Consider the following 15,929-nt stretch of genomic DNA (forward strand, 5'->3'; position numbering starts at 1 on the left):
TTTAATTATTCAATTGTGTATTCACTTACCTCAAATGTAAGTATTTTATCGAATACAACATAGTCTTTACGTTTGCTGAAAGGCCCTTTGTTTTTTGAGTGTTTATCAATAGCATATGAACCTGGTCCTCTACCAGCATCACGAGCGTCGTACCAATTTATGAATGCTTCCACTTCGGACATAGGGAGATCATATTCTTTTTCACTTCCGTTAATCAATGTGACAGTTAGGATAGCACGATCTCCGGATGGTTGCTCTGGAGTTGCTGTAGGTTTAGGCGTCACTGGTGGTGTCGGTGTTGGTGTTGGTGAAACAGTTGGACTAGGGGTGCTTGTAGGTACAGGAGTAGCCGTAGCCGTTGGAGTTGGTTCAGGTGTTATTGTAGGACTTGGAGATGGAGTTGAAACCGTACCATATGCGTTGAACTCTGAAATTACGACTCCAGTGCCTTCAGAGGTTAACATAATAATTTTCTTTACATTTTCAACTGCAGGAAAGGTTATAAGCTCCCCGGTAATATCTATACTACTACTGGTCAATTCGTGCAGGATGGTATTAGATTCCCCTAATAACCGTATATAACTTATTCTTATAAGATTGTTGGCCTTCAAACGTATGCCAGTTATACTCGATGGGGTTGTTAATACAGCAGTCATAAATGCAGTTGATGGATAACTAATAGTATCATTGGTATTTTCATTGTTATCAGATAAGTTTAAAGTACCACCGATCGTTTGATTTATAGAATTTGATATATATATTATTTTCCCATCGAATAAACCGCCTGAGTAATCTATCTTTGCAAACGCATTTGATACTGGTATTGCAGAAAAAATAAGCAAGAACATCATAATTATCTTTATTTTTTTCAATTAAAACACTCCCTAGTATGTATTTTGTAGAGGTCTTTCATTTTAAATTGAACTTCTCACCTGCTCACTCCTTATATTGGGATAATGTATGAATATTAACATTTATGTCGGGAAGTGTCTAAACATTAAATCTTATTTTTGGGATAATATACATTTGTTCATGGATAATACATAAACAACCATCGAAGGAATTTTCCTCTTATTGTTATTGGATGAATTTTTGTTTATAATGCAAACAAATGTTCTTATTTTGGAGGCGATCACATGAAAATGAGTGTTGGCCAAACAGTTGAAATTATATACCAGGACAAAACGGAAAAGATTACGCAACGTAAGATCGAGGTCCGTGGTATTCGTGACGGCCGTATCCGTGCCACATGCCTGACCACCAATTCGCCCCGTGTATTTCTAGAATCCAGTATCCTGTCATGGCAACCGACACAGGAGAACCGCTATGCTTAGCGATACGGCCCGCAAGCTGCTGATGATCATGCGGCATTGCTCGGTGCATCACGGTTATAGGCCTACACTTGAGGTACTGGAGACAAAGAGCGGACGGACACCAGAAAAGATTCTAGCCGGGCTGCAGGAATTGGCAGAGGACAACTACATTCTGTGGGAGTTTGGGAAACTACCTGAGAGTGCAGTTGTCGTTGAGGGATGGGAGCGAAAAGAGGATCGACCAGCATCTGTTTCATGGGGCATGGACGGTGGCCATATAGATTACTGGACAGATTACTAGGAGGGCAGACACCATGGTTAAGAAACTGGAGAGTATTTGGGATTGCAGTAGAATGATGTTACCGGAGCATAAGATTCGGATTATTAGTGATGAGCGAGGGCAGCAGTGGAGAGATCGTAAAAAGCCGATGCTTGACGCTCAGGAGTGGGAATTGATTGATCAAGTGCTGGCATATTCGAAACGATATCGAGAGCAGATAACAATTACTCAGTTTGAGCCCGTTCAAGATATTAAGCTTCGGGGAATTGTGCTGGCCATAGACAAGCAGCTACGCCGGATCAAACTGCAAACGGATGATGACTATGATTGGATTAAGATTGACGATGTGATTCAAGTGACTACATAAAAAAATGCCCCGGAAGCGTTCACCGGGGCATAACTATTATTCCTCGAATAACTCATCCATTAAACTATCGATTTCTTCTTTCCGCGAGGCTGTAGCCTCAGTATCAATCATGACCTTACCTTCTTCGAAAATAAGAGTGTCTCCAGCTTTAATTTCTGCCGGTAGTTCTGATCTAAGGATATCTTCAGTTTGACCATCAAATTCAATAATGGCATACTCACCCTCGAAGCGATCAATGATTCCTTTCCGCATTACTTTGCCCCCTTAGTCGATGTAAAAGAGATTTTATTACCATCACTTATTGCAGTAATGGTTCCTTTTTGATCAGTCCGTAAAACTGAAGTATTCGCATTTTTTAACCTTGTAAGTATTCCGGAATCTGGGTGCCCGTAGTTGTTTTTACCGACACTTATTATTGCATACTGTGGTTTAACAGCGTCGATGAATGCTTTACTGGTCGAACTACTGGAGCCATGATGGCCGACTTTTAATACATCAGCTTTTAAATTCATGCCATCGGCTAACATATCGTTCTCAGAAGCCTTTTCAGCATCGCCGGTAAAGAGGAAGGACTTGTTCTTATAAGTGACCTTTAAGACAGCACTCCAGTCGTTAAGATTATCCCCATACGTTCTAATAGGAGCCAGGAACTTAGCCTCAACACCAGTTAAAGGAATGGTAACGCCTTTAGTCACTGCTTTGATGGTACGTCCCTCATTCTTTACAGCGGTCAAAAAATCTTTGTATGTCTCAGTGGTATGTGATACCTTTGGAGCGTAGACAGATTTAACATCCAGCGCTTTGAGAACATCATCTAGCCCACCAATGTGATCTGCGTCAGGATGAGTAGCAACCAGGGCATCAAGTGTCTTTACACCAAGGGCGTTCAGGTATTTTACTACATTCTTACCCTGATCGTTATTACCTCCGTCAATGAGGACATATTGATTATTAGGAGTTCGGATTAAGGTAGAGTCCCCTTGGCCAACATCGAAAAAGTAGACCTGAAGAGTGCCGACGTTTTGTTTCTTTGGTAAAAGCAAAGCTGGAGCTGGCGTAGAAGTAGGCTTTGCTGTTGGTTTCGCAGTAGGCTTAACAGCTGGTTTCGCAGTGGCAGCAGGTTTTGAATTTGAACTACCACCATTGTGGTAATGGTATTCTCCGTCTTTCAGTCCCCACTTTGCACAATTGGTGCGGCAATAATGACCGCCATTTGCATCTGTGCGTCCTGGATGCGCCTCAGCAAGTACAGGCATCAACAATAAAACAAGTGACATGAAGATTGGTACAATAATTCTTTTCATAAAAAATAAACCCCCAATGTATGATTCTGGGAGTATTCTATCAGTTATAGGTAATTTTTTCTAGAGAACATTACGAAAACTTGCTAACGAATTTGTAAACGAAGTATCTGATATAGGGTTAAATTCATGAATAGAAAAACCCCTATAATAGAAGAAAAAGAAACACAGTTAAGCTTATTTTAACCTTTCCCCAAGCTCAGTTGGTTAGAGTGGTCGGTTTATAACTGAGTGGTCGGGGGTTCGAGTCCCTCAGGACCCACTTAGCAAAAAACCTTACTTTGTAAGTTTTTTTGCTGTCTTGAGAGTGCAATAGTAAATGGTCACATTGGTCATGACGTTGATGTTGTGACTGACTGATGTTCGAAAATCAGTCTAGACTGGCAAGTGTTACGAATGATCATGAGTAGCAATTGGAACTTCAACGTAAGCTGGAGGTGCTCCGGTTGACGGGACGGGTTCTAAAGACTTAACATATATAATAGAAGGAACACATTTATAAGAAATTAGAACAAAAGAAAATCATCTGATAAAATCACGGAAAAATCACATAATCTCTTTTTATTAGTTTGTACCTGTTTCTACTTTTAAGGGGTATGTGTCCATCAGCGGCAAAAATAGATCATATTTTTACACTGGTTTTGACCTGTTTTGATGGGCTATGTAATAATATAATAAAGTATATATTCAAAAACGTGATTCTAGACTGGAGATGAAACCATTGGGAAATTGATACTGAAAGGAACAAACGGCAAGCATTTTGCCAATACTCTGAAAAAACGAAGGAGGTGGGCCTATCCATCCATGTACGGAAAATGGTGGATAGGAGTATAAATTGAGCGACCCTTTACCCGGTATATTACATGTTGGTCTTATTATTTTGTTGGTATTGTTAAACGGATTTTTTGTTTCAGTCGAATATGCAATGGTGAAAGTACGAAGTGGTAGAATTGATACCCTGATTGAAGAAGGTAGTAAAAAAGCTTTTAATGCAAAAAGCATTGTCAGCAACCTGGATGGCTACCTCTCAGCCTGTCAGCTCGGCATTACATTGGCTTCGCTTGCGTTAGGGTGGCTGGGTCAACCAGCTATAGCTAATCTTATCGGGCCTTTATTAGGAAGCATAGGTTTAGGAGAAACTGCTGTTAATGTTGTATCTTTGGTTATTGCTCTTATGTTCATTACTATCTTGCATATCGTATTAGGTGAGCTTGCACCTAAGACCATTGCTGTTAACAAGGCTGAATCTGTCCTTTTACTAACAGCAGGACCGATGAATGTATTTTACAAAATCATGTATCCAGTGATATGGATCGTTAATGGGCTGGCGCGTGGTTTACTGCAAATTTTCCGATTAGCCCCGGCTTCAGAGCTGGGAACGGCGCATACGGAAGAAGAAATTCGTATTATCATGCAGGAAAGTAACAAAAGCGGCTTTATAGATAATACTGAAATGGCGTTAGTTGACAATATTTTTGAATTTGTGGATACCATGGCTCGGGAGATCATGATTCCGCGGACAGAGATGATCTGTCTGAATAATCATGTTTCTGCTGAGGAGAACCTTGAGATTGCCTATGATGGCATGAGGACACGTTATCCCGTCTGTGACGGTGATAAGGATCATATTTTAGGCTTCATCCATATAAAGGACTTAATTAAGGATCGTCCACAAAGTTATCAGAAATTAATTCGTCCAATATTGACCGTGCCGGAATCCATTCAGATTAGTGCTTTGCTGAAAGTTATGCAGCGTGCGAAGACACAAATCGCCATATTGATCGATGAGTATGGGGGTACTTCAGGAATGGTGACACTGGAAGATATCATGGAGGAAATTGTTGGAGAAATTCAGGATGAATTTGATGAGGAACGTCCCGGTGTTGAGAAGCTTGGCGAGGATGAACACTCCATTGACGGTTTGATGCTTATTGAAGAGATTAATGATCTTTTAGGTCTTCATATGGAGACTGAGGATTACGATACGATAGGCGGCTGGCTGTATTCTAAATTGGAGGTTAATCCACCTCAAAAAGGGCAATCCGTAGAATTTGATGATCATCTATTTATTGTAGAAGAGACTGAGAATAAGCGAATTTCTCGAATTAAGCTATTGCGGTTACAGTTATTGAATGAAGAAGCTGGAGCTTAATGGAATTATATATTTTTAAAATAAGAGCAGCGTTTCTCCTTTTGGAGTTACGCTGTTTTTTTTGACCATACTGTTTGCCAAAAAGAGATTAATAATTATATAATTTTAAATGTATATGATAAAAACTACATTAGTCCCTAGAGGACAGAAAGGAATTCTCCTTGAGTAAACCTAAAAAAAGTCCAAATGTTCCCCAGTTGAGCAAACAAGAGAAACGACGGGTAGAACAGGAGCAACAGAAGCAGAAAACGAGAATTTTAGTTATTAGTTCAATAGCTGTAGTAGTTATCATTTTTGTTGGATTGTTTATGTTAGCTTCGAAAGATGCAGCAAAGAATGTCTCTACAGGAGAACCGGTAGAATTCAATTACAGTGAGCTACCTAGGATTGGTAATGAGGATGCACCTGTTAAGCTTGTTGAATTTGGTGATTTCAAATGTCCAGCTTGTTCCCAATTTGCTGGCTCCATGAAACCGAAAATTGTTCAAGATTTTGTCAACGAGGGAAAAGCAGCTCTTTACTTTGTAAATATGGCTTTCGTTGGTCCTGACTCTGAGACAGCTTCACTAGCTGCATTGTCTGTATACCATCAGAATAAGGATGAATTCTGGAAGTTCTATGATGCTGTGTATGCGCAGCAAGGGGATGAGAGCGTGGAATGGGCGACTGAGGATTTCTTGGTAAGCCTTGCTGAAAAAGAGAAATTAGCGATCGATTACGATCTGTTGCGTAAAGACATCCAAGAGAAAACTTATGCAGATGAGCTGAAGAAAGACATTCAGTTGGCAACTGACTCAGGCGTGACAACTACGCCTTCGCTCTACATTAATGGAGTGAAAACGGCTGAACCTTTCGATATTGAAGCGATTACATCTGAAATTAACACCGCCGCAAAAGCAGTGGAGGCAAAGTGACAAAATTCCTATCTTTTTGCAAGCGTAACTGCCTCTATCTGGCCTGGTTCGTCTCTTTGGTTGCTGTAGCTGGTAGCTTGTATTTAAGTGAAGTCTTGAAGTATGAACCTTGTAAGCTTTGCTGGTTTCAGCGGATTTTTATGTATCCGCAGTTATTTTTGTTGGGAATTGCCACTTTCCGTGGAGATAAGCGCATCATTCCTTATGTGCTTCCATTAAGTTTGATTGGTGGCAGTATCTCAATCTATCATTATGCGGAACAGAAGATTCCAGCGTTAAGTAAAGTTCTACCTTGTACAGTTGGTGTTCCTTGTAATAAAGATTACTTGAACTACTTCGGATTTATAACGATTCCTTTGTTAGCTTTAATCGCTTTTGCTCTAATAAGTCTCCTTCTTTGGTATGGACGTAGGGAAGAAGAAGTGATTGAAGTAGATGCTGAGGAGAGCTTAGGATTTTAGTTTTTACTTTGGAAGGTACAAAAAAGCTGAAAAGGTATTAAAATCACGGGCTAGAGGGATAATTGAAGATAATGAAAGAGAGCATCCAATAAGACGCTATATTTGAGCTTATTGGATGTTTTTTCATTCTTTTTTCATTTTTTTCAACGCTTTACTGTAGGCACTTTGTAGACTAATATTAGACCTTGTGAGAAGTTGAATATGCGCTGAATTTTCTTAGGAAAAACGGGGGAACCAAACTTGGCATTCATGCCAATGGGGTGAATCGGAACCGGGTCGAACAGACCTCTACCGTAGGGCTATAACCACAGCCCGAATCCGCCAGCTAACCTCGTAAGCAAGGTGGGAAAATGACCATGCATAAGCATGCGGATCATTTCCGTATGCTTATTTTGTGTCTGCATTTATGAAATCCACCGATGAAAACAGCGCACGGAAATTCCGTTTCAGCTCCCAAAGAAAGGAACTGTATCCACCATGGTAAGCAAGGTAAAACGACTATTGATCGGACGTCCGATGAAGTCGAATGAACTCGATCATGAAAAGTTATCCAAGGTTAAAGCACTGGCTGTTCTGTCTTCTGATGCGCTCTCGTCTGTAGCCTACGGAACGGAACAAATTCTGATTGTACTAGTGGCTGCCGGGTTTACTGCCATCTGGTATTCCCTGCCAATTGCATTAGCCGTATTGGGCCTGCTGGCCATCCTGATTTTATCCTATCGGCAGACGATTTTTGCTTATCCGCAAGGAGGCGGAGCTTATATCGTAGCCAAGAGTAATCTTGGTATTCCGACAGGGCTGCTCGCTGGGGGTTCATTATTGGTGGATTACATTCTTACCGTAGCGGTTAGTGCCTCGGCAGGGACGGATGCGATCACATCGGCTTTTCCAAGTCTTCATAATCATACTGTTCTCATCGCTGTATCTGTTATCGTTTTATTAACAATCATTAATCTTCGCGGAGTGACTGAATCGGCTTCATTTATCGCAATTCCAGTGTATTTGTTTGTGGTTTCGATTGTTGTTCTGATTATCTCCGGTATCGTTAAATATGCAATGGGTGGCGCGCATGCGAATGTTCCTGAAATAGGCAGCGCCGTATCTAATGTAAGTTTGTTTCTACTATTAAAAGCGTTTAGCTCTGGTTGTTCAGCCCTAACGGGGGTTGAGGCCGTATCTAATGCGATCCCAAACTTTAAGGCACCGGCTGAGAAAAATGCAGCCAAGACGCTAATGATCATGGGACTTATCCTTGGCTTTATGTTTACCGGAATCACTGTGCTGGCATATTGGTATGGTATTGTGCCAGATGAAAAGGCTACGGTTGTCTCTCAGATCGCTGAATCGACCTTTGGCCGTGGCGGATTGTACTTTTTCATTCAAGGGATTACAGCAGTGATTTTGTTCTTGGCAGCTAATACAGCATATTCAGCGTTTCCGCTGCTCGCCTTTATGTTTGCAAAAGATAAATATCTGCCACATGCATTTATGGTCCGTGGTGACCGCCTGGGCTTCTCAAACGGCATTATTTTTCTAGGAGTTATGTCTATCATACTTGTGACTGCATTCCATGGGAATACGGAAGGTTTGATTCCACTATATGCGGTAGGCGTGTTCATTCCTTTTACCTTATCCCAACTGGGGATGATGGTGCATTGGATCAAAACAAGACCCGCTGGATGGGTGAAAAGATTTGTAGTAAATACCATCGGTATGCTGACTACATTGACGATTACGCTTATATTTATCATTACTAAATTCTCGAGCGTATGGATGGCATTCATTTTCTTACCTGCTGTAATGTTCGTGTTCCACCGTATTCATAAGCATTATTTGAATACTGCGGATCAACTGCGTATATGTCCGGCTACTGATAAACCTGTAATTAAAGGAAGTACTGTAGTTGTTCCTGTTGCAGGGGTTACACGTGCTGTATTACATTCCATCAGCTATGCGAAGTCTCTAACAGATAATGTTGTTGCTGTGTATGTAGGCTTTGATGAAGAAGACATTCATAAGATGGAGCAACGGTGGGAGGAATGGAATCCAGGTGTACGCCTGATTGTTCTTCGTTCCAGATATCGTAGTATCATTCGTCCGTTAGTGAAGTTTATCGATACGGTAGAGTGGAAGACCGCTGCGACGGATCACATCACGATTCTGATTCCACAGTTTATTACCAAACATTGGTGGCAAGCCGTGCTTCATAATCAGACCAGCTTTTTAATCCGCTCGTATCTAATGAATCAAAAGGACGTTGTAGTAGCGACTGTCCCGTATCATTTAAATAAATAAGTAGAAGATTAAAGATGAGGTTATATCCGGAACGTTCGGAATATAACCTCTTTTGTATTTTATATGAAGGAAATTGTTGCAAATCCACAGAATTTGAAATTTATATGTTGACACAGAGAATGAGAATCAATATCATTTAAAAGTGAAGCAGAGGTAAAGGTCACCTTTGAATATCAAAGCAGTTACATATAGGAGGGTTTTTAATGTTTTGGCTTAACAGAAAAAGATCAGGAAGCATGAAAGTGACGATGAGCGGACTAATAGTGATGACGCTAATACTTTCCGCTTGTGGTAATAATAATGCTGAAAGCTCATCAAATGCAGGAACAGCGCCTACAACAGCGCCTACAGCAGAATCTACAGAGGCACCTGCTGCACCTAAGACGTTAACAGATGCAATGGGTCATAAAGTAACGATTCCGGCTAATCCACAGCGCGTTCTGGGTTCATATTTGGAAGACTCTTTGGTAACTCTGGGTGTAACTCCAGTAGCTCAATGGTCAGTTACAAACGGCGTTCAGGATTATCTGGCCACTGAATTGAAGGATGTTCCTACAATTAGTTACGACCTTCCGTTAGAGGCTGTAACCAGCTTTGCTCCGGATCTTATTATCATCCCATCGGAGTCTTCTGTTCAGAACGGGATTTACGATCAGTTGAATAAGATTGCACCCACTTATGTAATTGGGGATGAACTAAATCAAGATTGGCGCAAATCGTTGCTCAAGATGGGTGAGATTTTGAACAAAACCCCTGAAGCAGAAAAAGCCATTAAAGATTATGATGTTAAAGCAGCGGCTGCGAAAGAACAGCTTGCAGGAGCTATTGGACAAGAGTCCGCGGCTATTTTATGGTTGGTGCAAAAAAACTTCTATATTGTAGACGAAACCCGCAGCAGTGGAGCTGTATTATATACAGACCTTGGCGTAACGCTGCCTAACTTAGTAACAGAGATCCCAGTAGGAACAAGAGCAACTTGGAATCCGATCTCACTAGAGAAGCTTTCTGAGCTGACCGCAGATCATATTTTCCTTGTAAATAGTGATAAGACTGAGGGTTTGGAGATCCTAGATAGTGCAATCTGGAAGGGCATCCCAGCTGTAAAAGCTGGAAATGTGCATGAAATGAGCTCAACAAGCAGCTGGCTTTACAGTGGTGCGAACGCTGGCAGAAAAATCATTGACGATGTGCTAAAAAGTCTTGTGAAATAAAAGTCGTAATTCACCATGAATGAGACTGATCATTTCGGTGGGGAAGAGCGTGCAGATCAAGTATCTCGGGATACAAAGATCTGCACCATTTTTTTATAAACCAACCCATAGTACGGAAAAATCGATCCTGCAATTGTACAACATAAATATTTTTGCGATAATGAGAATGATTGTTGTTATCATATAAACCATTGTAACTATTGAATAAGGAGACGACTCATGGTTTCACCCTCAGATTTCGCAAATCGTATTAAAAATGAACCCAAAAAAGCTCTACATACCCGACCGGCAGCTGCCATTGGTATTCTTATTTTTGGACTTGCTGCCATTGCCTTCGGATTGGCACTTTCGGTCTCAGTAGGTGCAGCAGATATCAAGTTAGCTACGGTATGGGAAGCTATATTTCATTTCAATCCAGATTTACAAAAACATCAGGTAATTAGAGAACTGCGATTTCCACGTGCTATTGCTGGCGCCTTAGTCGGTGCTTGCTTCGCAGTAGCAGGGGCTATCATGCAGGGGATGACAAGAAACCCGCTTGCGGATTCAGGGCTGTTAGGCTTGAATGCAGGAGCAGGGGTAGCGCTGGCCATAGTATTTGCTTTTGCACCCTCACTCTCATTCACTTCACTAATGTTGTATTGCTTTATCGGTGCCGCTGTGGCCTCTTTTATCGTATTCGGAATCGGTTCGCTTTCTTTTAATGGCCTGACCCCCTTGCGATTGACATTAGCAGGTTCGGCTGTTAGTGCTTTATTGGTTGCTATTAGTCAGGGAGTAGCTATTCTTTTCAACTTATCTCAGGACATAGCCTTCTGGTTAGCTGGTGGGATGGGTGGAGCTAGCTGGACTCAGATCAAGATTATATTCCCTTGGGTGGCCGTAGCCTTAATTGCAGCAATGATGTTATCACGATCCGTCACATTGCTCAGCTTAGGAAGAGAAGTAGCGGTTGGTCTGGGGCAGCGGACAAGGATAGTTCAATTGGCATGTATGATTGTTGTGGTTATCTTAGCTGGAAGCGCGGTTTCAACGGTTGGCCCGATTGCTTTTATAGGACTAATTATTCCACATGTTACACGTTATTTCGTTGGAGTGGACTACCGCTGGATTATCCCTTGCTCGGCAGTTCTAGGGAGCTTATTGATTATCTTTGCAGATATTGCCGCAAGAATGATAAATGCACCTTATGAGACACCGCTAGGAGCTTTAATTGCCATCATCGGCGTACCGTTCTTTATTTATTTAGCGAGTAAGCGGAAGGGGGAGCTGTAATGCCCAAATTAACCCTTACTCCAGATGAAAAAGAACGCCGCACACGCGCCTTAACGGTGTTAGCGCTCCTTGCTATACTGATCGTCGTTGTGTTTATAGTCAGTATGAATACAGGGTTTATGCGTCTATCCCCACTAGAGGTATTACATACACTCATGGGTGATGGAACACATCAGCAAAAGCTTATTTTATTTGATTTCAGATTACCCCGCATCGTAATTTCATTGTTAGTTGGAGCGGGCTTTGCAGTATCGGGCTGTATTCTACAAAGTCTCGCACGTAATGCACTCGCTGAACCGGCTACGCTGGGCATAAGTGCTGGTGCAGGTTTTGCGGTAATCATTTTTATCTCGTTTTTTCCGGCTACAACAGCAGCTCCGGTATTTGTCTTGCCTCTCCTAGCGCTTGGTGGGGCTGGCCTGACCGCAGCTTTAATCTATATTCTTGCCTACCGGAAGGCAGATGGTCTGTCTCCTACAAGGCTGATCCTTATCGGGATTGCGGTCGCTGCAGGAATCAATGCTTGCCAGCTTGTATTGGCACTTAGGCTTGATCCTAATAATTATCAATTTGTAGCTACTTGGATCGCCGGGAAAATATGGGGTGGGGATTGGAGATTCGTCCTTGCTTTGCTGCCTTGGATCGCGATTCTGTTACCGTTCGCCTTCTATAAAGCCCGGGTTCTAAATGTATTGAATCTAGGGGACCATACTTCATTAGGTCTAGGAATGCGTGTGGAGAAGGAACGTATTCTCCTTCTGGTAACAGCCGTAGCGCTTGCCGGCTCCTGCGTCGCGGTAAGCGGAGGTATTGGCTTCGTCGGCCTGATAGCACCACACCTGGCTCGCAGGCTCGTGGGACCCCGCCATCAAGTGTTATTACCTGCTAGTGCTTTGACAGGGGCGCTTCTTATGATTACCGCTGATACCATCGGCAGATGGGTGCTGCAACCTGCGGAAGTTCCGACTGGCATTGTGGTTGCGATTATTGGCGCACCTTACTTTTTATATTTACTCGCCAAGTCTAAAGCGTAAATTAGTTCATACTTAGGAGCATAGCTCCATAAAACTTTTAAGGGAGTTGTAGATCATGTCAGAACGTTTGAATACAGAAGAATTAAGTATTGGGTATGCAGAGGCTACTATAGTTAAAGGCTTGAACTTGTCTATCCCTACGGGAAAAATCACCGCACTAGTGGGCGCTAACGGCTCCGGTAAATCTACAATCCTCAAAACGATGGCCCGGATTATGAAGCCGAAGAGTGGCACCGTAATGCTGGACGGCAAATCGATTCATAACTTTTCAACTAAAGAGGTTGCTCGTCAGCTAGCGATTCTACCGCAGAACCCAACGGCTCCTGACGGTCTGACGGTATCTGAGCTGGTCAGTTACGGTCGCTTCCCTCATCAAAAGGGATTTGGCACGATGACCGCAGAAGATCGCAACATCATCTCCAATGCCATCTCTGTTACGGGCATGGAATCTTTTCATGATCGCCCTATTGACCGTCTCTCTGGTGGACAACGTCAACGCGCTTGGATCGCTATGGCGTTAGCTCAAGAAACAGATATTTTATTCCTTGACGAGCCTACAACGTTTCTAGATATGGCGCATCAGCTCGAAGTTCTTCAGCTTTTGCAAAAGCTGAATGAGGAAGAAGGCCGTACCATCATCATGGTCGTGCATGATTTGAATCATGCTACTCGTTATGCGCAGCATATGGTAGCGATTAAGTCCGGTACTGTGGTTAGCGAAGGCTCACCTACTGAGGTTATGACACCAGATGTATTGCGGGAAGTGTTTGGAATTGAAGCGGATATCGTTCCGGATCCACGTACGGGTGTGCCACTGTGTCTTCCTTACGAGCTTGCTGCCTATAAAGCTGTGTAATTATCATCTAAAAACATACAACGAACAGGCTCCCGTCATTGACAAGGGAGCCTGTTCGTTGTTACAGTTGTGGTTGCCTACAATTTCATAATAACTCTTTAAAATAGATCAAGGACCATCATTTATACATGGTTAAAGGAGCATGAAAACATGAATATTGACAAAATTCAAGATGATCTAGAGCAGCTAATGACTGCAGGAATAGTGAAAAGTCATGAGAATTTAAAAGATCACGTGTACACTAAAATGGGCGGCAAAGCTGATATTTTGGCTGCACCAGCTACTTATGATGAAATTCAAAAGATCGTTACATATGCAGAACAAAATGGGATAACCCTTACGGTACTTGGGAATGGCTCCAATGTGATTATCCGTGATGGAGGGGTACGTGGAATCGTTCTGCAAACGGCAGGACTGACCGAAATGGGAATTCGCGACAATCTCTTATATGCGCAATGTGGTGCCAAAATAATTGATGTTTCCAGATATGCGCTTGATAAGGAGCTTACGGGTCTTGAGTTCGCCTGTGGCATTCCAGGAACAGTTGGTGGAGCGCTCTATATGAACGCAGGTGCTTATGGCGGTGAGATCAAAGATGTCCTGCATAGTGCACTAGCTATAAATAAGAACGGGCAATTGGTAACTCTGCAAGGAGATGAGCTGCAATGGGGATACAGAAAAAGTGTATTCGCAAGCGGTGAGTATATTGTACTTGAGGCCAAATTTGCTATGACTTCCGGTGATGTTTTAACGATCAAGGCAAAAATGGATGAACTAACTTATTTACGTGAATCGAAGCAACCGCTTGAGTATCCATCCTGTGGGAGTGTATTTAAGCGGCCTCCAGGCCGTTTTGCAGGACAGTTAATTCAAGAGAGCGGCTTACAGGGTACAAGAATCGGCGGTGCTGAGGTATCCAAGAAGCATGCGGGATTTATTGTGAATGCAGATAATGCAACAGCCAGTGATTACATCGGGCTAATCCACCATGTAAGAGCGACTGTGAAGGATAAATTCGGTGTAGAGCTTGAAACTGAAGTGGAGATCATTGGAGAAGAATAAATGATAAGCAAAAAGAGCCCGCAGATCGCTGTGGGCTCTTTTTGCTTATCATAATCATGTTCGTTTAATCTACTGAAAGGGTGTAATTAGCTCTGTCCGTAGTTATTTCTGCCTTGCGGTCGGCTAAGTCTACGATTTGAAGACCTTCAACAGCTAAATCATAAGTGGATTGTGGCAGGGATACCAGTTCACCATCGGCGTTAAGTGTGCTGCCGAAACCTCTTAATATCAGTGCACTTCCAAGATATTCATCAATTACGTCATCTGCACTCCGGAAATCTACGGACTCTAAATTGAAATGAACTTTATCCAAATCACGAAGTTCTTTCTTTTCAATAGCGATTGTTTCATTTAAATGATTGTTAAGCCAATCCATAAGCTGCTGTATACTTTGTTCCATAAAATGCTCCCACCCTTAGCTCGAAGATTATTATGAATAAGTTACCCTTTTCTTAGGATTTGAATCCTTTTTTTTGCCACATCTTAATTAACTGTATGAATAGTTCATGTAATTAAAAAGAAATCCGCGATCAAATTGCCGTGGTTTTTGAGCTTCCTAATCTCTACATACGCAGGTCTATCCACGTTAATCTGGAGTTATTTGCTGATCTATATAAGGTAACAGTAAAGAGTAGAACTTGTCAGGAGCGGGCTACCCATGGTATAGTTCAAGACGCAATATGCTTTAAGAAGAAGTCTGCGCTAAAGTTGTGCAGGAGAGGTTCGCGAACTCCCTCTATAAAAAACTAAGAATATATTAAACAGTACAAGCGGTTGCTGTCCTTTATCCGGACGTTGCTTCCGTTTCTTCTTAGTGGAGCCAAGTTTTCGAAATCTCGTTCTTCTTTCCATTACCGGCCAAGGCCGAAGGAAAAGAGAGGGGTTTTTTGTCGTGTCAGAAGGAAGATTGAAAGAGGAAATGCAAGAAGTTACTTTGCTTGGTAATCAGGGAACACAGTACAAGTTTGGTTATGATCCAGACATTCTGGAGGTGTTTGATAACAAACATCCCGGGCGTGATTATTTTGTTAAATTCAACTGCCCTGAGTTCACTAGCTTGTGTCCTGTAACGGGTCAGCCGGATTTTGCCACGCTGTATATTTCGTATATTCCTGAACAAAAAATGGTGGAATCCAAATCATTAAAGCTGTATCTGTTTAGCTTCCGCAACCATGGTGATTTCCATGAGGACTGTGTCAACATTATTATGAATGATCTGATCTCACTGATGGATCCGCGTTACATTGAGGTATGGGGCAAGTTCACTCCGCGCGGAGGCATTTCAATTGATCCTTATTGCAACTATGGAAGACCGGGTACGAAGTATGAGGCGATGGCGGAACACCGCTTAATCAATCACGACCTCTATCCAGAAAAAGTGGACAACCGCTAAATTCCAACTTGTGAT

17 protein-coding genes, 1 tRNA gene and 2 riboswitches are annotated in these 15,929 nt (G+C 42.2%); of the genes, 14 read left to right on the forward strand and 4 right to left on the reverse strand.

Translation table 11 applies throughout. The features are described 5' to 3' along the window. Nucleotides 1–5: 5 nt before the first annotated feature. The gene (locus tag MHH63_RS11575; protein WP_341171553.1) at nt 6–872 is read right to left on the reverse strand and encodes a hypothetical protein; all 867 of its coding nucleotides are present in this window, start codon (nt 870–872) and stop codon (nt 6–8) included. Nucleotides 873–1,142: 270 nt separating this feature from the next. Between MHH63_RS11575 and MHH63_RS11580 the strand changes: the two genes are divergently transcribed. The 3 genes from MHH63_RS11580 to MHH63_RS11590 are packed head-to-tail and all read left to right on the forward strand — an operon-like array spanning nt 1,143 to nt 1,960. After that, the gene (locus MHH63_RS11580; protein ID WP_341170949.1) at nt 1,143–1,334 is read left to right on the forward strand and encodes a hypothetical protein; all 192 of its coding nucleotides are present in this window, start codon (nt 1,143–1,145) and stop codon (nt 1,332–1,334) included. After that, nucleotides 1,327–1,614, forward strand: a complete 288-nt coding sequence (locus MHH63_RS11585) for a hypothetical protein (protein WP_341171554.1) — start codon at nt 1,327–1,329, stop codon at nt 1,612–1,614. The genes MHH63_RS11580 and MHH63_RS11585 overlap by 8 nt, the downstream gene beginning before the upstream one ends. A gap of 13 nt (nt 1,615–1,627) precedes the next feature. Continuing rightward, nucleotides 1,628–1,960 (forward strand): YolD-like family protein, encoded by a 333-nt coding sequence (locus tag MHH63_RS11590; RefSeq protein WP_341171555.1) that lies wholly within the window; start codon nt 1,628–1,630, stop codon nt 1,958–1,960. Between the two features lie 36 nt (nt 1,961–1,996). On the opposite strand, the gene MHH63_RS11595 is transcribed toward MHH63_RS11590, so the two are convergent. After that, nucleotides 1,997–2,212 (reverse strand): DUF3006 domain-containing protein, encoded by a 216-nt coding sequence (locus MHH63_RS11595; RefSeq protein WP_341171556.1) that lies wholly within the window; start codon nt 2,210–2,212, stop codon nt 1,997–1,999. After that, a complete protein-coding gene (locus MHH63_RS11600; protein WP_341171557.1) occupies nt 2,212–3,264 on the reverse strand; it encodes an MBL fold metallo-hydrolase in 1,053 nt (350 codons plus the stop codon). Before MHH63_RS11600 ends, MHH63_RS11595 begins: the two co-directional genes overlap by 1 nt. 193 nt (nt 3,265–3,457) lie before the next feature. On the opposite strand from MHH63_RS11600, the gene MHH63_RS11605 reads away from it, so the two are divergent. The 10 genes from MHH63_RS11605 (at nt 3,458) to murB (ending at nt 14,521) form a co-directional block, all read left to right on the forward strand. After that, nucleotides 3,458–3,523 (forward strand) — tRNA-Ile (locus MHH63_RS11605). Between the two features lie 573 nt (nt 3,524–4,096). Then, complete coding sequence (locus MHH63_RS11610; RefSeq protein ID WP_036687555.1) at nt 4,097–5,413, forward strand: hemolysin family protein; 1,317 nt, start codon at nt 4,097–4,099, stop codon at nt 5,411–5,413. Between the two features lie 161 nt (nt 5,414–5,574). Continuing rightward, nucleotides 5,575–6,327 (forward strand): DsbA family protein, encoded by a 753-nt coding sequence (locus MHH63_RS11615; protein ID WP_081387610.1) that lies wholly within the window; start codon nt 5,575–5,577, stop codon nt 6,325–6,327. Further along, nucleotides 6,324–6,788 (forward strand): disulfide oxidoreductase, encoded by a 465-nt coding sequence (locus MHH63_RS11620; protein WP_076126701.1) that lies wholly within the window; start codon nt 6,324–6,326, stop codon nt 6,786–6,788. Before MHH63_RS11615 ends, MHH63_RS11620 begins: the two co-directional genes overlap by 4 nt. 194 nt (nt 6,789–6,982) lie before the next feature. After that, a riboswitch (cyclic di-AMP (ydaO/yuaA leader) is annotated at nt 6,983–7,142 on the forward strand. Between the two features lie 123 nt (nt 7,143–7,265). Beyond that, on the forward strand, nt 7,266–9,083 hold the full coding sequence (locus MHH63_RS11625) for an APC family permease (RefSeq protein WP_076126699.1): 1,818 nt from the start codon (nt 7,266–7,268) through the stop codon (nt 9,081–9,083). Nucleotides 9,084–9,286: 203 nt separating this feature from the next. Continuing rightward, nucleotides 9,287–10,294, forward strand: a complete 1,008-nt coding sequence (locus MHH63_RS11630; protein WP_341171558.1) for an iron-hydroxamate ABC transporter substrate-binding protein — start codon at nt 9,287–9,289, stop codon at nt 10,292–10,294. 219 nt (nt 10,295–10,513) lie between these two features. Beyond that, nucleotides 10,514–11,569 (forward strand): FecCD family ABC transporter permease, encoded by a 1,056-nt coding sequence (locus tag MHH63_RS11635; RefSeq protein ID WP_076184381.1) that lies wholly within the window; start codon nt 10,514–10,516, stop codon nt 11,567–11,569. Further along, on the forward strand, nt 11,569–12,603 hold the full coding sequence (locus MHH63_RS11640; RefSeq protein WP_076184380.1) for a FecCD family ABC transporter permease: 1,035 nt from the start codon (nt 11,569–11,571) through the stop codon (nt 12,601–12,603). Before MHH63_RS11635 ends, MHH63_RS11640 begins: the two co-directional genes overlap by 1 nt. A gap of 55 nt (nt 12,604–12,658) precedes the next feature. Further along, entirely contained in the window at nt 12,659–13,459 is an 801-nt protein-coding gene (locus tag MHH63_RS11645; protein ID WP_036687549.1) for an ABC transporter ATP-binding protein, read from the forward strand. 150 nt (nt 13,460–13,609) lie between these two features. Next, nucleotides 13,610–14,521 carry a UDP-N-acetylmuramate dehydrogenase gene (murB, locus tag MHH63_RS11650; protein WP_076106777.1) on the forward strand — a complete coding sequence of 304 codons (912 nt, stop codon included), beginning with the start codon at nt 13,610–13,612 and terminating at the stop codon, nt 14,519–14,521. Nucleotides 14,522–14,585: 64 nt separating this feature from the next. On the opposite strand, the gene MHH63_RS11655 is transcribed toward murB, so the two are convergent. Next, the gene (locus MHH63_RS11655; protein ID WP_036687547.1) at nt 14,586–14,921 is read right to left on the reverse strand and encodes a hypothetical protein; all 336 of its coding nucleotides are present in this window, start codon (nt 14,919–14,921) and stop codon (nt 14,586–14,588) included. Between the two features lie 312 nt (nt 14,922–15,233). Next, a riboswitch (PreQ1 riboswitch) is annotated at nt 15,234–15,277 on the forward strand. Between the two features lie 163 nt (nt 15,278–15,440). Between MHH63_RS11655 and queF the strand changes: the two genes are divergently transcribed. Beyond that, nucleotides 15,441–15,914: a preQ(1) synthase gene (gene queF / locus MHH63_RS11660; protein ID WP_036687775.1), complete on the forward strand. Its 474-nt coding sequence runs from the start codon at nt 15,441–15,443 to the stop codon at nt 15,912–15,914. The last annotated feature ends 15 nt before the right edge of the window (nt 15,915–15,929 follow it).

It is taken from the genome of Paenibacillus sp. FSL H3-0310, from assembly GCF_038002785.1.
GTDB classification, from domain to species: domain Bacteria; phylum Bacillota; class Bacilli; order Paenibacillales; family Paenibacillaceae; genus Paenibacillus_AQ; species Paenibacillus_AQ odorifer.

Coding starts and splice junctions, on each gene's coding strand:
- MHH63_RS11600 (WP_341171557.1), bottom strand. CDS start 3,264: ATGAAAAGAATTATTGTACCAATCTTCATGTCACTTGTTTTATTGTTG.
- MHH63_RS11585 (WP_341171554.1), top strand. CDS start 1,327: ATGCTTAGCGATACGGCCCGCAAGCTGCTGATGATCATGCGGCATTGC.
- queF (WP_036687775.1), top strand. CDS start 15,441: ATGCAAGAAGTTACTTTGCTTGGTAATCAGGGAACACAGTACAAGTTT.
- MHH63_RS11655 (WP_036687547.1), bottom strand. CDS start 14,921: ATGGAACAAAGTATACAGCAGCTTATGGATTGGCTTAACAATCATTTA.
- MHH63_RS11580 (WP_341170949.1), top strand. CDS start 1,143: ATGAGTGTTGGCCAAACAGTTGAAATTATATACCAGGACAAAACGGAA.
- MHH63_RS11645 (WP_036687549.1), top strand. CDS start 12,659: ATGTCAGAACGTTTGAATACAGAAGAATTAAGTATTGGGTATGCAGAG.
- MHH63_RS11590 (WP_341171555.1), top strand. CDS start 1,628: ATGGTTAAGAAACTGGAGAGTATTTGGGATTGCAGTAGAATGATGTTA.
- murB (WP_076106777.1), top strand. CDS start 13,610: ATGAATATTGACAAAATTCAAGATGATCTAGAGCAGCTAATGACTGCA.
- MHH63_RS11595 (WP_341171556.1), bottom strand. CDS start 2,212: ATGCGGAAAGGAATCATTGATCGCTTCGAGGGTGAGTATGCCATTATT.
- MHH63_RS11635 (WP_076184381.1), top strand. CDS start 10,514: ATGGTTTCACCCTCAGATTTCGCAAATCGTATTAAAAATGAACCCAAA.
- MHH63_RS11630 (WP_341171558.1), top strand. CDS start 9,287: ATGTTTTGGCTTAACAGAAAAAGATCAGGAAGCATGAAAGTGACGATG.
- MHH63_RS11640 (WP_076184380.1), top strand. CDS start 11,569: ATGCCCAAATTAACCCTTACTCCAGATGAAAAAGAACGCCGCACACGC.
- MHH63_RS11625 (WP_076126699.1), top strand. CDS start 7,266: ATGGTAAGCAAGGTAAAACGACTATTGATCGGACGTCCGATGAAGTCG.